At 46.4% G+C, this 15,497-nt stretch carries 17 protein-coding genes, 1 tRNA gene and 1 other annotated feature; of the genes, 5 read left to right on the forward strand and 13 right to left on the reverse strand.

The features are described 5' to 3' along the window. The first annotated feature begins 146 nt into the window (after window positions 1-146). Window positions 147-1,787 (forward strand): TonB family protein, encoded by a 1,641-nt coding sequence (locus NDI42_RS11110; RefSeq protein ID WP_190459128.1) that lies wholly within the window; start codon window positions 147-149, stop codon window positions 1,785-1,787. A 75-nt stretch (window positions 1,788-1,862) separates the two neighbouring features. After that, window positions 1,863-2,891: a D-glycero-beta-D-manno-heptose-7-phosphate kinase gene (gene rfaE1 / locus NDI42_RS11115; protein ID WP_190459130.1), complete on the forward strand. Its 1,029-nt coding sequence runs from the start codon at window positions 1,863-1,865 to the stop codon at window positions 2,889-2,891. 52 nt (window positions 2,892-2,943) lie between these two features. Here the strand turns inward: rfaE1 and NDI42_RS11120 are convergent, their stop codons facing one another. Next, window positions 2,944-3,528: a CatB-related O-acetyltransferase gene (locus NDI42_RS11120; protein WP_190459132.1), complete on the reverse strand. Its 585-nt coding sequence runs from the start codon at window positions 3,526-3,528 to the stop codon at window positions 2,944-2,946. A 70-nt stretch (window positions 3,529-3,598) separates the two neighbouring features. Between NDI42_RS11120 and rfbB the strand changes: the two genes are divergently transcribed. Continuing rightward, entirely contained in the window at window positions 3,599-4,798 is a 1,200-nt protein-coding gene (gene rfbB, locus NDI42_RS11125; protein WP_190459134.1) for a dTDP-glucose 4,6-dehydratase, read from the forward strand. 251 nt (window positions 4,799-5,049) lie between these two features. Here rfbB and NDI42_RS11130 read toward each other — a convergent pair whose 3' ends face one another. The 4 genes from NDI42_RS11130 to rpaB all read right to left on the reverse strand — a co-directional run bounded on the left by NDI42_RS11130 (window position 5,050) and on the right by rpaB (window position 8,363). After that, a complete protein-coding gene (locus NDI42_RS11130; protein WP_190459136.1) occupies window positions 5,050-6,153 on the reverse strand; it encodes a fatty acid desaturase family protein in 1,104 nt (367 codons plus the stop codon). 118 nt (window positions 6,154-6,271) lie between these two features. Beyond that, window positions 6,272-6,811, reverse strand: coding sequence for a DUF456 domain-containing protein (locus NDI42_RS11135; protein WP_190459138.1), 540 nt, complete (start codon window positions 6,809-6,811; stop codon window positions 6,272-6,274). Between the two features lie 68 nt (window positions 6,812-6,879). Beyond that, a complete protein-coding gene (locus NDI42_RS11140) occupies window positions 6,880-7,551 on the reverse strand; it encodes a cofactor assembly of complex C subunit B (protein ID WP_190459140.1) in 672 nt (223 codons plus the stop codon). Between the two features lie 83 nt (window positions 7,552-7,634). Next, window positions 7,635-8,363, reverse strand: a complete 729-nt coding sequence (gene rpaB / locus NDI42_RS11145; protein WP_190422928.1) for a response regulator transcription factor RpaB — start codon at window positions 8,361-8,363, stop codon at window positions 7,635-7,637. Between the two features lie 263 nt (window positions 8,364-8,626). Between rpaB and radA the strand changes: the two genes are divergently transcribed. Next, window positions 8,627-10,156 (forward strand): DNA repair protein RadA, encoded by a 1,530-nt coding sequence (radA, locus tag NDI42_RS11150; protein WP_190459142.1) that lies wholly within the window; start codon window positions 8,627-8,629, stop codon window positions 10,154-10,156. A 78-nt stretch (window positions 10,157-10,234) separates the two neighbouring features. Then, entirely contained in the window at window positions 10,235-10,699 is a 465-nt protein-coding gene (locus tag NDI42_RS11155) for a DUF2141 domain-containing protein (protein ID WP_190459144.1), read from the forward strand. Window positions 10,700-11,003: 304 nt separating this feature from the next. On the opposite strand, the gene rplL is transcribed toward NDI42_RS11155, so the two are convergent. The 8 genes from rplL to rplS form a co-directional block, all read right to left on the reverse strand. After that, window positions 11,004-11,402 (reverse strand): 50S ribosomal protein L7/L12, encoded by a 399-nt coding sequence (rplL, locus tag NDI42_RS11160; protein ID WP_190444497.1) that lies wholly within the window; start codon window positions 11,400-11,402, stop codon window positions 11,004-11,006. Window positions 11,403-11,487: 85 nt separating this feature from the next. Next, on the reverse strand, window positions 11,488-12,057 hold the full coding sequence (gene rplJ / locus NDI42_RS11165; RefSeq protein WP_190459145.1) for a 50S ribosomal protein L10: 570 nt from the start codon (window positions 12,055-12,057) through the stop codon (window positions 11,488-11,490). A gap of 44 nt (window positions 12,058-12,101) precedes the next feature. Next, window positions 12,102-12,281: a sequence feature (ribosomal protein L10 leader region), on the reverse strand. A gap of 83 nt (window positions 12,282-12,364) precedes the next feature. Further along, complete coding sequence (rplA, locus tag NDI42_RS11170) at window positions 12,365-13,081, reverse strand: 50S ribosomal protein L1 (RefSeq protein ID WP_190459148.1); 717 nt, start codon at window positions 13,079-13,081, stop codon at window positions 12,365-12,367. Between the two features lie 150 nt (window positions 13,082-13,231). Then, complete coding sequence (gene rplK, locus NDI42_RS11175; protein WP_190422940.1) at window positions 13,232-13,657, reverse strand: 50S ribosomal protein L11; 426 nt, start codon at window positions 13,655-13,657, stop codon at window positions 13,232-13,234. 9 nt (window positions 13,658-13,666) lie between these two features. After that, on the reverse strand, window positions 13,667-14,326 hold the full coding sequence (gene nusG / locus NDI42_RS11180; RefSeq protein ID WP_190459150.1) for a transcription termination/antitermination protein NusG: 660 nt from the start codon (window positions 14,324-14,326) through the stop codon (window positions 13,667-13,669). After that, window positions 14,323-14,547 (reverse strand): preprotein translocase subunit SecE, encoded by a 225-nt coding sequence (gene secE, locus NDI42_RS11185; protein WP_190422944.1) that lies wholly within the window; start codon window positions 14,545-14,547, stop codon window positions 14,323-14,325. Before secE ends, nusG begins: the two co-directional genes overlap by 4 nt. 257 nt (window positions 14,548-14,804) lie before the next feature. Further along, window positions 14,805-14,877: transfer RNA gene (locus NDI42_RS11190), tRNA-Trp, on the reverse strand. Between the two features lie 91 nt (window positions 14,878-14,968). Continuing rightward, window positions 14,969-15,331: a 50S ribosomal protein L19 gene (gene rplS / locus NDI42_RS11195; RefSeq protein ID WP_190459153.1), complete on the reverse strand. Its 363-nt coding sequence runs from the start codon at window positions 15,329-15,331 to the stop codon at window positions 14,969-14,971. Window positions 15,332-15,497 lie beyond the last annotated feature (166 nt).

Consider the following 15,497-nt stretch of genomic DNA (forward strand, 5'->3'; position numbering starts at 1 on the left):
AAACATTGAGATTCAAATTCAAAATCTGAAACTAATATAAAAAGCGTGTGCATCTTTACGAGCGCGATCGCCTGCTATATAAGCGCGAATCATTTGACCTGATTCCCAGCCTATCCCATCGCTGAGGAGTGTAAAAAAAACCTGCTATGTCCCATCTATCATTCATTAAAGACCTGCCTGGAAAGGTTTCTCAACCGCCTGTGATTGCCGCCTTGGCTTCCTTGGGCCTTCACGGACTATTGGCATACACTCTGCCCAGTTTATCTGCATCGTCTAAGCCGGAGGAGCAGAAGCCGCGAGGAACTGTCAAAGTAGTGCAGTTAACTCCGGCAGAACAAAGCCGTATCCCGCAACTGGCACCGCCGCCTGTAGCGCTGCCTCTTCCTAACCCAACCCAGATGTTCCCGCCTTTGCCGCCGCCGTCATCTGACGCGCTGCCGCCTATCCCTAATATTCCCAATTATCCATCGCTGGCTGACGCTTTGCCGCCGCCTAGTGTAACAATTCCGTCTGATATTTTGCGGATACCGGGCGCGCCGCCTCAGATAAGAACAAGGGGAGATTCTTTCAAAATTTCAGCGGCTCCCTCCGGTGTACCTCGTTATACACCGCCAGATCCCCGGAAGTTTGACTGGCGCGATCGCATTCGTCAGTCTGAAAGACTGCCCTCTGGTGTCCAGTCTGAGAAGTTCGACATTTCCAAGCTTCCGCCACCTCCTTTTTCCCAGCCACAACCTTCTACTACTACTGAGGCACAATCTTCTCCTAATCCCGAACCACAATTTTCTCCTAATCCCGAACCACAGTTTTCTCCTAATCCCGAACAACGTTCTGCTACTACTGAGCCACAATTTTCTCCTAATCCCCAACCACCTTCTTCTGCTACTACTGAACCACAACCTCCTGCTACTCCTGAACAACGGACATCCCCGCAAGAGCTAGCGCAGGCGCGGGTATCGCAACTGCTGGCAGATCAACGACAGCGACGACAAGATTTTAAAGAAGATGAAATCAGCTCCAGTGATAACGACGGAAAAATAAAAGGCGCTCGTTGGTTGACAGAACGAGGAAAACGTAATTGGCAAGAGATGACAATCGTTGCCAGCTATCCTAAAGATGCCTGCTTCATGCAGCGTGAAGGCACTGCTAAGGTTGCAGCTTTGGCGGATTCTAATGGAAACCCAATCGGACAGCCGGATCTACTTCAGAGTTCAGGCGATCGCATCTTGAATAAAAAAGCCCAGGAGGTTGTTAAGAACTATAAATTTCAACCAACGGGTGAAGAACAAGCTTACATGGTGGGTGTGAAGTTTGACTACAACAAGGAAAGTTGTCCCCAGGTGAGTGCTGCGCCACGCGATCGCACTTCTACAAGAACTCCAGAATCCTCAAAACCGCAAGCTTCACCCAAACCGGAAGCATCAACAAAACCAGAAACTTCTACTAAACCAGAAACCGAAGCCAAACCTGAAGAGTTAAGCAGACCCAACGAGTCGCGCAAACCGGAAGCTTCTCCTAAACCGGAAACTTCTACTAAACCGGAAGCTTCTCCCAAGCCGGAAGCCGAAACAAAACCGGAAACTTCCACTAAACCGGAAGCTTCTCCCAAGCCGGAAGCCGAAACAAAACCGGAAACTTCTACTAAACCGGAAACTTCTACTAGACCGGAAGCTTCTCCCAAGCCGGAAGCTTCTCCCAAGCCAGAAGAGTCGCCTAAACCGGAAGCTTCTCCCAAACCGGAAGAGTCGTTTAAACCGGAAGAGTCGCCAACTCCAACGGAGAATTAAAAGAATCAGGGGTTAAGCATTTATTTAAGAGCGACATACAGCATAATAAACCCTTGAACTTTTGCAACTTCCTCTATGGCTTTGGATGCTTCATTTATGCCTCAGCTGAAGTCTTCAGCTAAGCGATTGTTCGATTTGTTGGATAAATTTACCCAGGCGCGAGTGCTGGTGGTTGGTGATTTAACTTTGGATGAATTTCTTACCGGACAGGTAGAAAGAATTTCCAGAGAAGCCCCAGTATTAATTCTCCGCCACGAAAACACCCGGCAAGTGCCTGGAGGTGGAGCCAATGCTGTCTATAATTTGGCGAAGCTAGGGGCGCAGGTGAAGGTGGCTGGACTGGTGGGGAAGGATGACCAAGGACAGGCGCTGCGTCAGATTTTTGAGACGGCTGGAATTGATACGAGTGGAATGTTACTCGATCCCCCGCGTCCAACGGTAACTAAAACGCGGATTTCTGGTCATGCGCGACAGTCGGTGACTCAACAGATTGTAAGAGTTGACCGAAAATCCGATGAGTTACCTGATCCAGATTTACAGATCCAGCTTGCTGAGTATATCCGGCAACAACTGGAAACGGTGGATGCTGTGGTTTGCTCGGATTATGGGGATGGCGTGTTCACCCAGCCTGTAATTGAGGCGGCGTTGTGTCATCGGCAAACGATTGTGGATGCCCAAGTAAGTCTCCAAAGATACCAAGGGGCAACGCTGTTTACACCTAATTTGCCGGAGGCTGAGCAGGCGGTGGGATATGCGATCGCTTCTCCCTCAGCCGTCGCCCAAGCTGGGCGCGACCTCCTTAACTTGACACAGGCGCAGCAAATGCTGATTACTCGCGGTGAGGAGGGAATGAGCCTTTTTGACAGCGATGGAACACAGCAGCACATACCAGCTTTTAACCGTACCGATGTATTTGATGTTACTGGTGCTGGTGATACGGTGGTGGCGGCGCTGACGTTGGGTTTAGTTTGTGGGGCCTCTTTTTGGGAGGCGGCGGTTTTGGGAAATTTGGCGGCGAGTATTGTGGTGCGTCAGTTTGGGACGGCGACGACAAGCCCGGAGGAGATGAAGGCGGCTTTGTTGGGGTTGTTGGAGGAGGAGTAAACCAACAAGAGAGGGAAGAGTTTAGAGGAGGGTTGGTGGGTTTTGCTGGGGTTTAGAGGAAGTGAAGGTCTTGGGGCCAGTTGTCGGGATTTGTGTAAAGTAAATCTATGTTGGCGGTTATCTTCTGAATATCCCAGTCCCACCATCGTAATTCTAAGAGACGCGCTATAGTTTCGGGTTTGAATCGATAACGGATAACTTTGGCTGGGTTGCCAATTGCGATCGCATAATCAGGAATATCTTTGGCTACAACTGCTTTTGCTCCTATGACTGCGCCATTACCAATTTTGACACCTGACATTATTGTTGCTTCGTAGCCCATCCAAACATCATTTTCAATGACTGTGGTGCCTTTAGTTGTTCCGTCTAAATTGCGGTCATAAGATTTAGTTTCAGATAAAAACCATTGCAGGGGGTATGTTGTAGCTCTGGAAATAAAATGCTCTCCTCCACCGAAAATTATCACATCTTTAGCAAAAGAGCAAAACTTGCCAATCTGAATTTTTTCTTCGGGGTTCCACAAGGCAAACTTAATCCGACTGCTGGCATAAGTATGATCGCCAACTGTAATTCGACTATCTTCGATTTTTGGTGCTAACCATTCTGACGAAGGTGATAAATACTCGTAATAGGTCATAAAGCTCTGGGTAAAAATGTTAAATTTGGCAATTATACTAAATTGAAATAATCAGTATTTAAAAGTAATTATGCCTGTAAAAAACCATCGCAGCTTATTAGTGACTGGTGGGGCGGGTTTTATTGGCTCCAATTTTGTGCATTATTGGTGTAATGCTTACCCAAGCGATCGCGTGGTGGTTCTGGATGCGCTTACTTATGCGGGAAATCTGCGTAATTTGGCTTTGGATGGACGAAAAAATTTTCGGTTTGTTCAGGGAGATATATGCGATCGCGCTCTCGTTGATACTCTACTACAAGAAGAAAATATCGACACAATAGCCCATTTTGCCGCTGAATCTCACGTTGACAGGTCTATTCTAGGCCCAGGTGCATTTGTTCAAACCAATATAGTTGGCACTTTCACTTTATTAGAAGCTTTCCGCCACCATCAGTTAACGTCTCCATGCCAGCCGCCACAATGGGGGGAACCCCCGCAAGACGCTGGCTCCCCAACCCCTCTCCAACAAGGAGAGGAGCTTATTCCCCCTTCCCTACAAGAGAATTCTAAATCGAACGATTTAGCTTATCCAAACGGGCAGAGGGGGATTTTCCTCCACATTTCCACCGATGAAGTCTACGGAAGCCTCGCGCCCGAAGATCCGCCTTTTACAGAAACCACGCCCTACGCCCCTAATAGTCCCTACTCAGCGTCCAAAGCAGGAAGCGATCACTTAGTCCGCGCCTATTATCACACCTATAAATTACCAACCATCATCATAAATTGCTCTAACAATTACGGGGCTTATCAGTTTCCAGAAAAACTCATTCCCCTGATGTGCATCAACATCTTAATGGGGAAAAAATTACCTGTTTATGGAGATGGGCAGAATCTGAGGGATTGGCTTTTTGTAGACGATCATTGTCAAGCTTTGGATGTCATAATTCATCGCGGTAAAATAGGCGAAACTTACAACATTGGCGGCAATAACGAAGTTAAAAATATCGACTTAGTTAAGATGTTGTGTCAGCTAATGGATGAATTAGCTGCGGATTTGCCAGTGCGTCCTTCTAGCAATTTGATTACTTTTGTTAAGGATAGACCAGGACATGACAGACGTTATGCAATTGATAGCACTAAGCTGAAAACTCAGTTAGGTTGGGCACCTTCTGTAACTATTGAAACTGGTTTGCGTCGCACCGTTGAATGGTATCTCACTCACCGCAATTGGTGGGAACCGTTGCTGTCTGAAGATTATCAGGAATACTATCGCCAAGTTTACGTATTATAGGGTTACAAAAATAATTTCTCTGTTAAAGATAAGTATTAGATTACTGAGATTGAATAGGCTAAACCCAATATAGAGATTTAGTAATTTTGGAGCTGGAAGTAACTATACCAATTCAAGGGTTGGGCGCTATACATCCGTAGGGACATGGCAATGCCATGTCCCTACCAAGGTAACAAAATGTCAGAACCGCGATACATTCCACCCAAGTGAGAAACGCTATAGGTAAAGCGATCGCTTCCCTACATCCAACCTTAACTCACTCCACTGGTAGCCTCAGCCATCTTAGGCGGAGTTCCCATCGCTTTCAACCAGCGGTAATTGGAAGCGATCGCTTCGCCCAATGTTTCATGAACCTTATATTCAATTCCAAATTCACCGCATACTTCTTCGACAATTTCTGCCAGTTTCGGGTAATGAATATGGCAGATATGTGGAAAAAGATGATGAACAACTTGAAAGTTTAAACCGCCGAGATACCAGTTTAAAACCTGATTTTTTGGGGCAAAATCTACTGTGGTGCGTACTTGGCAAATCGCCCACTCATCATCTATTCTTCCTGTCTCAGGGGATGGTGTTAAGAAATCTGCTGTGTCTACTACATGGGCAAGTATAAATACAAAACCCATAATTGCACCCACAGTCATGTAAGTTGTAACAACACCCAAAATTACTTCGAGTGGTGAATATCCCAACATTAAAGGTACACCTATAACATAGGCTACCCAAAAAGCTTTGAAGCTGAAAAACGTTATTAAATCGCTCTTTTTCGGTGTAGGAATTCCATGATTAATATAGTTGCGCTTGATTAGCAGAACATAGAAATCATAGATAAATCCATGAAGTGGTACAAACCCGTATAGTATCCAAATGTAAAACTGCTGAAAGCGGTGAAACCATCGATACTCCTGTTCGGGAGACATTCTCACCAAGCCTTCACCATCTATGTCCACATCATGATCAACTATATTTGTATAAGTATGATGAAGAACATTATGACGATATCTCCATAAATAACTGGAGACTCCTAATAAATCGGTAGCTAAACTGAGTATCTTATTAACATTTTGGTTATTCGAGTAACCACCGTGATTAGCATCATGCCCAATATTAAAGGCGATTGCAGCCATTGAAATTCCAAGAACTACACATCCAAGGAGTTTAATCCATGAATCGCTAGGTACGAAGATAATAAATGCCCAAGTGGAAATCATCCATGTCAGGCAAATTACGCCTTTGAAATACATGGCGAAATTATCTCGCTGTTTAATACTTTCCGATTCAAAATAAGCTTCAACTCTTCGATTGAGTTCTTTTCTGAATCCAACTGCTTTTGAGAAAGTGACTTTTGACTGCATTCAGTAACCAATTATACACAAATAACCGTAATAGTATAACGTCTTTTACGGTGACGATGCAGCCAAAAATCTGGGAAAACTATTAAGATTGCCCTGAAGACATATATTACTAAATTTATTATGCTCCGGCACCAAAAGGCCAAGTTGTGACGAGGAAAACGACAACTGTGGCGATCGCTAACAATCCCTGAATCACATTCCCAATCAGCGAACCTACCACAATGCCCACACCAGCTTTCAGCGATAGCTTAAATCTAGGCTCTAGTTCCAAGTCGCGGCGATAGAGAAATTCTCCAATAATTGCCCCCAGTAATGGCCCAACCAGAATCCCCACTAATGGCCCCGCAACCAGAAAAGCGGGCAATAATCCCAAAAAGCCTACCACCAAGCCGACAATGGCTCCAATTTGCCCCCACTTGCTAGCGCCAGCTCGTTGCGCCCCCAAATAGCTAGCGAAGAAATCAATGCCAATGCCCAGGATTAACACCACGATAGTAACGCCCAGTGGCACAGCCACAGTATTAAAACCTTGAATGGCTCCCCAGATTAGAATGGCAATTAAAATCAAGCTGGTTCCGGGAATGCCGGGAACCACTGCGCCGATAATGCCAACAACCATGACAGCAACAAGTAGCCAATAGAGAAGTGGTAGGGACATTTTAATTCTAGGGGTTGCGACATTTTTTAAGAAAGTGTTTATAAAGACGCCTGGTATAGCCGCGAATTCTATTCGCTGGGGACTGTATAAGCATCATCTAAATGAGAGCTGAGAGTGAAATCTAATTTTTCGGCAATCCCAGCTATCCAGTTTTCATCTTGCTTGGTGTAACTGCGAGGAGCATTAGCACCTAAAATCAGCACACCGCGATCGCCTATAGGCTGGCAGATTACACCTTGAGTATTCTCTGGAAGATAGTCAAATTCAATCTGTCCAGGGTATATCTTTAGCGACACTAGATAAACTGGCTTTTGTTTTTCCAGCACGCGCTGCAAAATCGCCCCCGGTTTTACTTCCGGGTTGACACCCAAGATACCCCGACGCAATAGCACTTGTCCTTTGTACCAAACGACAAGCGATCGCGTCACCGTATTAGTCAGCAGCAGATGCGAAGCCCAAGCTAACTCTGTTTTCACTGCTTCTGGCAAGTCTGGCGCTAGTTCAAACCCCTCCTTACCGATCAGTTCAACAACATCAGGCGATCGCGGCTGCACCTGCTGCCATAATAAACCTGTCAAAATCAGCAACGCACTAATAATCACGCCCAGCGCATCAGAACGAGCTTGGGATTCCGTTAGCTGGGGTGTCAACAAACGGTTAATCAGCAGCAGCACGCTCGCCAACCCACCGACAACAATGGGCAGCTGCCGCAAAACCTGATTTTGATCTGGTTTAGCCATACTTGCTTAAGGGTTGAAGGTTAAAAGTTGAAGCGTTAAAAGTTTGAATAACTTTCAAGTTTCAACTTTCCAACTTTTCAAATTCACAGTTCATCTGGCTCAATGATTCGCTGGAACAGATAGCCAGTGCCTCGTGCCGTCAGAATCAACTCCGGATTACTGGGGTCATCTTCCAACTTAGCTCTCAACCGCGAGATATGTACATCCACCACGCGAGTATCTACGTGGCGTTCTGGCGTATAACCCCAAACCTCCTGCAAAATCTCAGAACGGGAAAAAGGCTCTCCAGAACGGCTGACTAGCAATTCCAGTAGGCTGAACTCCATCCCGGTAAGCCGAATTCGCTCATCGCCTTTGTAAACTTGTCGCTTATTGGTGTCAATTTTGATATTCCCCACATGGATGACACCAGAACTGGGAATACCAGTTGCCCCAGTTTTATCCACTCGTCGCAACACCGAACGGATACGTGCTTCCAGCTCTTTTGGCGAAAAGGGCTTCACAACGTAATCATCTGCTCCCAGCTCCAATCCAGTGATGCGGTCAGCAACATCACCTAAAGCAGTTAGCATAATAATTGGCACATCAGATTCCTTCCGCAATTCCTGACAAACGCCATAGCCATCGAGCTTTGGCATCATCACGTCCAAAACTACCAAGTCAGGCTCGGCATTGCGAAAGGTATCCAGTGCTTCTTCTCCATCGGCAGCAGTCACGACATCGTAGCCAATCATGGAAAGGCGTGTTTCCAGAATGCGGCGGATGCTGGCTTCGTCGTCAACTACCAGGATTTTTTCTTTATGGCTTTCCAAGCTCGTGAACGCTCCTTCCTTAAGTCCGATTTCTAATCGTAAATTTGAGTGCTATTACATTAAGATATCATTCAATTTAGTCAGTTTGTAACGGCTGAAATTCGCACTGTTACAGCTTTTCATACTTTCTTAATATTACGTAATATTAAGATTCTTTAACAATAAATATTTGAGTTTGGACGTTAGACTTTGGGCAGAGGCAAAATTTGGGTCTCTACCAACTTTATTCCCTGGCTCCTAGCTGTAGCCTATAGTTCCTAAAAATGGCAAAGCCTAAAACCAACTATGTCTGCAACGAATGTGGGGCAGAAGCTTCACAATGGTTTGGCAGGTGTCCCTCCTGCGGCACCTACAACTCTCTAGAAGAACAGTTCTTGCCACAGTCTGCTTCCCATCCTAGTCGGGGTTTGCAGAGTTCGCAGCGCAACGGCAAATCAGCCGCCAAAATCCCCCAGGCCAGAGCATCTCTGACATTCGCGCAAATTACCGACAACCATCAGGAGCGATGGAGTTCTGGCTATGACGAATTAGATCGGGTACTGGGCGGGGGAATTGTTCCCGGATCTTTGGTGTTGATTGGTGGCGATCCTGGGATTGGTAAATCAACGCTGCTACTGCAAACGGCGAATCAGCTGGCGCAGAGGTATCGCATTCTCTATGTCTGTGGGGAAGAGTCGGGACAACAGGTGAAGCTGCGGGCTTCTCGCTTGGGTGTCGCAAACACCAATCCGGATGAGGAAGAAAATGGCGGCGCATCTGTCGAGGTGGAGCCTGCTGTATCTGTAGAGGCTCCTGTGAAATCCATCGCTGGTGCGGCTGCGGACTTATATGTGCTGGCGGAAACAGATTTAGAAGAGATTATTAGGGAGTTGGAAGCTCTAAGACCGAATGTGGCGGTGATTGATAGCGTTCAGACGATTTACTTACCGTCTCTGACTTCTGCGGCTGGTTCAGTGGCTCAGGTGCGAGAATGTACTGCGGCGCTGATGAAGGTGGCAAAAGGCGAGAATATCACGCTGTTGATTGTGGGACACGTAACGAAGGAGGGTGCGATCGCAGGCCCGAAAGTTTTGGAACACTTGGTAGACACGGTACTGTATTTTGAAGGCGATCGCTTTGCTTCTCATCGACTTCTGCGTTCAGTAAAAAACCGCTTTGGTGCAACTCACGAAATCGGCGTTTTTGAAATGATCGACCGGGGACTGCGAGAAGTTTCTAACCCCTCGGAGCTATTTTTAGGCAACCGCGACGAAGTGGTTCCCGGTACAGCCTTGGTAGTCGCCTGCGAAGGAACTCGCCCGATTGTGGTAGAATTACAAGCCTTAGTGAGTCCCACTAGCTACAGTTCTCCCCGACGCTCTACGACTGGCGTTGACTATAACCGACTGCTGCAAATTTTGGCAGTCTTGGAAAAAAGAGTCGGCATACCTTTATCTAAGTTAGATGCTTATGTTGCATCTGCCGGAGGGCTGAATGTAGAAGAACCTGCGGTAGATTTAGGAATGGCGATCGCTGTGGTTGCTTCTTTTCGCGATCGCATTGTCGATCCCAGCACCGTTTTAATCGGCGAAGTCGGCTTAGGCGGACAAGTTCGATCAGTTTCCCAGATGGAGCTGCGGCTGAAAGAAGCAGCTAAATTGGGCTTTAAAAAAGCCATTGTTCCCAAAGGGCAAAAGTTCCCAGAACTCGGTTTAGAAATTATTCCGGTGGCAAAAGTGATAGATGCTATCATTGCCGCAATTCCGCCTCAACATCATGCTGATGAAGAAATGCTGGAAGAAGATGAAGATTGATAGGTGGTAGTTGAATTATGGCTAATTCTTCAAAAGCCATGATTCAATTAGCGATTAACTAATGACTAGAGGAGTGTTATGAAAAATCAAATAAAGATTTGCGGCGTTGTAGTTTCCGTTTTAAGCTGCATCGCCCTGACTCAGAACGCGATCGCGCAGAACACAGGCAAGATTAATATTGAAATCGAAGGACTACGGAATCAACAAGGCGAAGTTTGTCTGAATATTTTTTCTGGTAGCAGAGGATTCCCCAGCGATTCGGAAAAAGCTGTTAAAAAACAGTGTTTTCCAATAACAAAACGTCCTCTTACCGTAACGTTAGGAGGCTTGAAATATGGCAGCTATGCTGTCTCGGTATACCACGACCAGAACGGAGACAAAAAACTAAACCGAGACAGTTTAGGTATTCCCGCAGAAGGATTTGGATTTTCTAATAACCCCTTTGTCGGCACAGCACCCGCCAAATATAGAGAAGCGCTGTTAATTGTTGCCGGAGAAAGTACCAATATCAAGATTATGATGAAATATTCGATCAATAGTTAAATACAGAGCAATAGGGTCATTTAGAAGCTCAAAGCCCCAAATCTGCGTAAACTACAGCTATTTGGGGTGACACAAACAAAGCCTGCTTTTGCAGGCTTTGAGAGTCATTAATCTCGCACAACGCAAGACTTCTTTTGTTCGCCCTTGACTTCAGGATGCTGTTGGCGCAAGAACCTAACCTTAGTCCCGCAATCCTTACAAGGGTTGCGGAAACCGGAACCTCCCCTATTAGGAGAGAAATCTTATCCGGAAGTCGTCAACAGTATCCTTTAGTCGTCGGCGCTTATGGGGTGGAACGCAAATCTTACTTAACAGTAGCCTTCGCGCCAGCTTCTTCCAGCTGCTTCTTGATATCAGCAGCTTCTTCCTTGGCAGCGCCTTCCTTAACTGGCTTAGGAGTGGATTCCACTAAATCCTTAGCTTCCTTCAGACCCAGACCAGTGATAGTCCGCACCACCTTGAGGATGGCAATCTTCTTATCAGCTGGAACATCATCCAGAATCACGTCAAATGCAGTTTGCTCTTCCACTGGTTCCGCAGCAGCACCACCACCAGCACCAGGAGCAGCCATCATCATCATGCCGCCAGCGGGTGCAGCAGCACTCACGCCAAAGGCTTCTTCAATCTGCTTAACGAGTTCAGCAGCTTCCAGTAGACTCAGTGATTTGAGTTGGTCGAGAATTTGATCGGTTGTAGCAGACATGAATAATCTCCAGTAAAATTGATTCTTCTGAAGTCCGCCTGTGCAGACTTCATTTGTTTAGCCGCGACTTTAGCCACCCTTAGATTTAAGTAGCAGCATCGCTTTCAGCAGCATCGCCTTCGACGTTGCCACCTTCTTGTTGATCGGACACCGCCTGTAACCCTCTTGCAAGCGACGCAGGAACCTCGTTGATACCGATGGCAATCTTGGCTGCCAAGGAATTGAGCGCCCCAGCAATTTGCGCCATGAGTTGTTCCTTCGAGGGCAAGTCACCAAGTGCCTTGACATCAGCTTCACTAAGAGAGCGACCTTCCATGACACCGCCACGAAGTTCTGTCTTCTTGGTGGCTTTTTGGAAGTCTTGATAAGCTTTGATAGCGCCGCTCAAGTCGTCTTTTACTAGCAGGAAGGCGGAAGACCCAGTGAGCAATTCCGTCATTGGTTGCCAGGCGTCGTTACCATCCACGGCAATTCGCATGAAGGTGTTTTTCGCCACCTTGCACACTGAGCCACTTGGGCGCAGTCGCCGCCGCAAGTCAGTAATATCAGCAACGGTTAGCCCTTGGTAGTTAATCACAAGTGCCAAATTGGACTGATCCAAAGTTTCTTTGAGATCGGCGACAATCTCGCGCTTATTTTCTGGCGATCTACCCATCTATGTTTCACCTCCTTACTAAGTGCAGAATGCCAAACTTTCAAAAGCCCAATAAAAAACCCCAGTGGTAAAGCCGGGGTAGGAGCGATCGCATCCTTAATATCACTTCTGCCATGCTACTTGCGGCTAGAAGATTGATACTTGATGCGATAAAGGCGCAAACCTAAGCAGGAAATTAAGCATATGATCGCTCCTGCTGTCTCCGGCGCGTACTTATTCAGTTTATTGGGCTTAAATCTTGAAATCTTTCTCCTTGTATCCTTCCTTTCGTAGGCTGGGAAGAAGCCCAGCCTACGAAATCTAAATTTTAGGCAGCATCACCGAACTTAAAATCGCGCAGAGCGTTGATGTCAAGTTGAATTGATGGCCCCATTGTCGCCGATACGTACATCGTGCGCCAGTAGCGACCTTTAGCTCCGCTTGGACGGTTGCGGTCAATCGTTTCCTGCAATGCTTTCAGATTCACCAGCAAGTCGTCGGTTGGGAAGGCAGCTTTGCCAAACATAACGTGAACGATGCCAGTGCGGTCTGCTCTGAATTCTAGCTTACCAGCTTTAAACTCTGCGATCGCACCCGCCAAATCAAATGTCACCGTCCCCCCTTTGGGGTTAGGCATCAAACCACGTGGGCCTAGCATACGTCCCAGTTTTGCTACCTGCGGCATCATATCCGGCGTTGCTAGCAACAGATCGAAATCCATCATACCTTTTTGGATTTCATCGATCAGCTCTTCAGACCCGGCGATATCTGCACCGTTAGCGCTTGCTTCTTGGACTTTCTCCCCACGAGCGATTACAGCGACTCGAATTGTCTGTCCAGTTCCTTTAGGCAGAGCCACCGTGGTTCGTAGTTGTTGGTCGGTATACTTGGGGTCAATTCCTAACCGGATATGTGCCTCAGCTGATTCGGAAAATTTTGCTGTTGCTGTCTCTTTTAACAGGTTTAGAGCATCTATCGGTTGGTAGACTCGATCTTCAACTTTCTTTTGCAGTTCTTGAAGTCTGCGGGATAGTTTCTTTGCCATATTTCTCTCCTGGGGTCACTAACGAGGTGTCGCCTCTCCCCCGATAAAGTGTTGTTTGTCGGTTGTCCTTCGGCGTTTTAACGTTTTTAAATTGTCAAGTTTTTACAACCTTACAACCTTTCAACTTGACAACGTTTTAACGTTCAGTGACTAATCCGAAATTGTCACGCCCATATTTCGAGCCGTTCCTTCGACAATTTTCATTGCCGCATCAATGTCGTTGGCATTGATGTCAGGTAGTTTGGTTTGGGCAATTTCTTGCAGTTGCCCCCGTGTAATTGACCCCACTTTTTTCCGATTTGGTTCGTTAGAGCCGCGCTCAATGCCAGCTGCTTTGCGAATCAAAACTGATGCTGGTGGTGTCTTGAGAATAAACGTAAAACTGCGGTCTTCATAAACTGAAATTTCTGCTGGAATCACCATTCCCGCTTGGTCAGATGTTTTGGCGTTGTACTCTTTGCAAAACGCCATGATGTTTACACCGTGCTGACCTAGAGCAGGTCCCACCGGAGGGGCGGGGTTAGCTTTTCCAGCATTTAGAGCTAGTTTTATGACCGCAACAACTTTCTTTGCCATCTTGACTGTTTAGCCTTGTTTCTGAACCTGATTAAACTCCAATTCTACTGGCGTATTGCGTCCAAAAATCGATAGTAACGCCTTCAGCTTGCTCCGTTCTGGGCTGACTTCAATTACCTCGCCTTCAAAATCTTTAAACGCGCCAGAAAGGACGATAATTTTATCTCCATTAGCCAGATAAGTTTTGACTACTGGTGCCTGTTCGGTGGTTTGTTTAAAGATCCGTTCCACTTCCGAGAAACTCAACGGCAACGGTTTTACGTGTCCGCGTCCTCTTCCGTAGCGGCGTTTTTGTTCTGCCCCGACAAAGTTGATTACGTTTGGAGTATTTTTGACGACCTGCCAAGCTTCGTCGTCCATCTCCAGTTCACCATCTTGTCCGGAAACTAGCCGCATCCGGACTAGCACATAACCTGGAAAAACTTTTTCTTCCGAAGTTTTGCGACTACCATCTTTGAGCGTTTTTACCGTAGGGGTTTGAGGTATCTCTACCTGTAAAATTCGCTCTGCGACATCAAGGGTTTGAATGCGCTGCTCCAGGTTTGTCTTGACGCGCTTTTCACATCCAGAGGCAACCTGAACAGCATACCATCTAGACTTTACAGGCGCATTGGAGCTTTCTTCTCGTTGCTCGAAATCTTGTGTATCGTCGTCAGCTGAATAACTCATCCGAACACCTGCTTTGCTGCCCATGCAAACAAACCGTCGAAAAGATAAATCATAGTCGCCGAAAGAGTCACCATTAGCAGCACAGCCGCAGATTCGCTGATCAACTGCTGCCGACTGGGCCAGACAACTTTGTTCAGTTCTTCTTTTGTTTCCTGAACAAAGTTCGATACGTTAAACCCAGTATTTTTCTCTGTGCTTTCTGGTTCGTTTTTCTTTGCCACACTATCTCTCCCGTGAATTCAGATGTAGGTTGTCCCTTGGCGTTTGAACGTTTTAACGGTTGAAATGTTGTTATAACCTTTCAATGTTTCAACTTGACAACGAGAATGACTACCCACACAACATAAGTCTACCCGAAAGTTTATATCTTTGAGGCTGGCTATCCAACCCTAAAGATCCCTTCGGGCAGAGCTTTGTAACTAAGGTCTTGAGTTTTTCACTTTTTTACTCAGTCCTCAGTCCTGATTTGTGCTGAGAGCGCGCCCTGGAGGACTTGAACCCCCGACATCAGGTTTTGGAGACCTGCGTTCTACCAACTGAACTAAGAGCGCACAGGTGGAAGCCAGAGCGATCGCCTAAACTTCTCTAGTTTCCAGTTTAACCTCTTGTGGTATCAATCGGAAATAACCTTTCCAATTTCAACTACGAGTTGCGATCAAACCGTTGCTTAACCCTTGTGGCTTTACCAATGCGATCGCGTAGGTAATATAGTTTAGCACGACGCACCTTACCACGGCGAATAATTTTGATGTTTTCTATTCTGGGAGAATGAAGCAAAAACACTCGCTCAACGCCTACCCCTTGGAATACTCTCCGCACGGTAATTGTGGAGTTTATGCTGCTACCACCTTTAGCGATAACAACACCTTCGTATGGCTGCGTCCGTTCTTTGCCGCCTTCTTGGATAATTACCCCAACCTTAACAGTGTCTCCCACATAGATTATGGGCAGCTCCTTTTTCAGTTGCTCCGCTTCAATTGAGCGGATTATTTCCTGAGCATTCATTGGTTTTGTAAAAAACTCACAGCCTCCTAGTTTATCTTAATGCCCGGTTGTTTGTCTATAGCTAATCCCAACTTAAGTAGGGTGGGCATTTAGAAGGAAAAAGGCAGAAGGTAAAATTGAAGAATTCCTCATTTTTACCTTCTACCTTTTAAGGGCAGTAGCGGCA

The sequence above is a fragment of the Funiculus sociatus GB2-C1 genome (assembly GCF_039962115.1).
GTDB lineage: Bacteria > Cyanobacteriota > Cyanobacteriia > Cyanobacteriales > FACHB-T130 > Funiculus > Funiculus sociatus.

What these genes read in the sequence shown, in the direction of transcription:
- NDI42_RS11155 (WP_190459144.1), top strand. Translation starts at nt 10,235, where the DNA reads ATGAAAAATCAAATAAAGATTTGCGGCGTTGTAGTTTCCGTTTTAAGC.
- NDI42_RS11135 (WP_190459138.1), bottom strand. Translation starts at nt 6,811, where the DNA reads ATGTCCCTACCACTTCTCTATTGGCTACTTGTTGCTGTCATGGTTGTT.
- NDI42_RS11110 (WP_190459128.1), top strand. Translation starts at nt 147, where the DNA reads ATGTCCCATCTATCATTCATTAAAGACCTGCCTGGAAAGGTTTCTCAA.
- rfaE1 (WP_190459130.1), top strand. Translation starts at nt 1,863, where the DNA reads ATGGCTTTGGATGCTTCATTTATGCCTCAGCTGAAGTCTTCAGCTAAG.
- radA (WP_190459142.1), top strand. Translation starts at nt 8,627, where the DNA reads ATGGCAAAGCCTAAAACCAACTATGTCTGCAACGAATGTGGGGCAGAA.
- rplS (WP_190459153.1), bottom strand. Translation starts at nt 15,331, where the DNA reads ATGAATGCTCAGGAAATAATCCGCTCAATTGAAGCGGAGCAACTGAAA.
- rfbB (WP_190459134.1), top strand. Translation starts at nt 3,599, where the DNA reads ATGCCTGTAAAAAACCATCGCAGCTTATTAGTGACTGGTGGGGCGGGT.
- NDI42_RS11140 (WP_190459140.1), bottom strand. Translation starts at nt 7,551, where the DNA reads ATGGCTAAACCAGATCAAAATCAGGTTTTGCGGCAGCTGCCCATTGTT.
- nusG (WP_190459150.1), bottom strand. Translation starts at nt 14,326, where the DNA reads ATGAGTTATTCAGCTGACGACGATACACAAGATTTCGAGCAACGAGAA.
- rplL (WP_190444497.1), bottom strand. Translation starts at nt 11,402, where the DNA reads ATGTCTGCTACAACCGATCAAATTCTCGACCAACTCAAATCACTGAGT.
- rplJ (WP_190459145.1), bottom strand. Translation starts at nt 12,057, where the DNA reads ATGGGTAGATCGCCAGAAAATAAGCGCGAGATTGTCGCCGATCTCAAA.
- rplK (WP_190422940.1), bottom strand. Translation starts at nt 13,657, where the DNA reads ATGGCAAAGAAAGTTGTTGCGGTCATAAAACTAGCTCTAAATGCTGGA.
- NDI42_RS11120 (WP_190459132.1), bottom strand. Translation starts at nt 3,528, where the DNA reads ATGACCTATTACGAGTATTTATCACCTTCGTCAGAATGGTTAGCACCA.
- NDI42_RS11130 (WP_190459136.1), bottom strand. Translation starts at nt 6,153, where the DNA reads ATGCAGTCAAAAGTCACTTTCTCAAAAGCAGTTGGATTCAGAAAAGAA.
- rplA (WP_190459148.1), bottom strand. Translation starts at nt 13,081, where the DNA reads ATGGCAAAGAAACTATCCCGCAGACTTCAAGAACTGCAAAAGAAAGTT.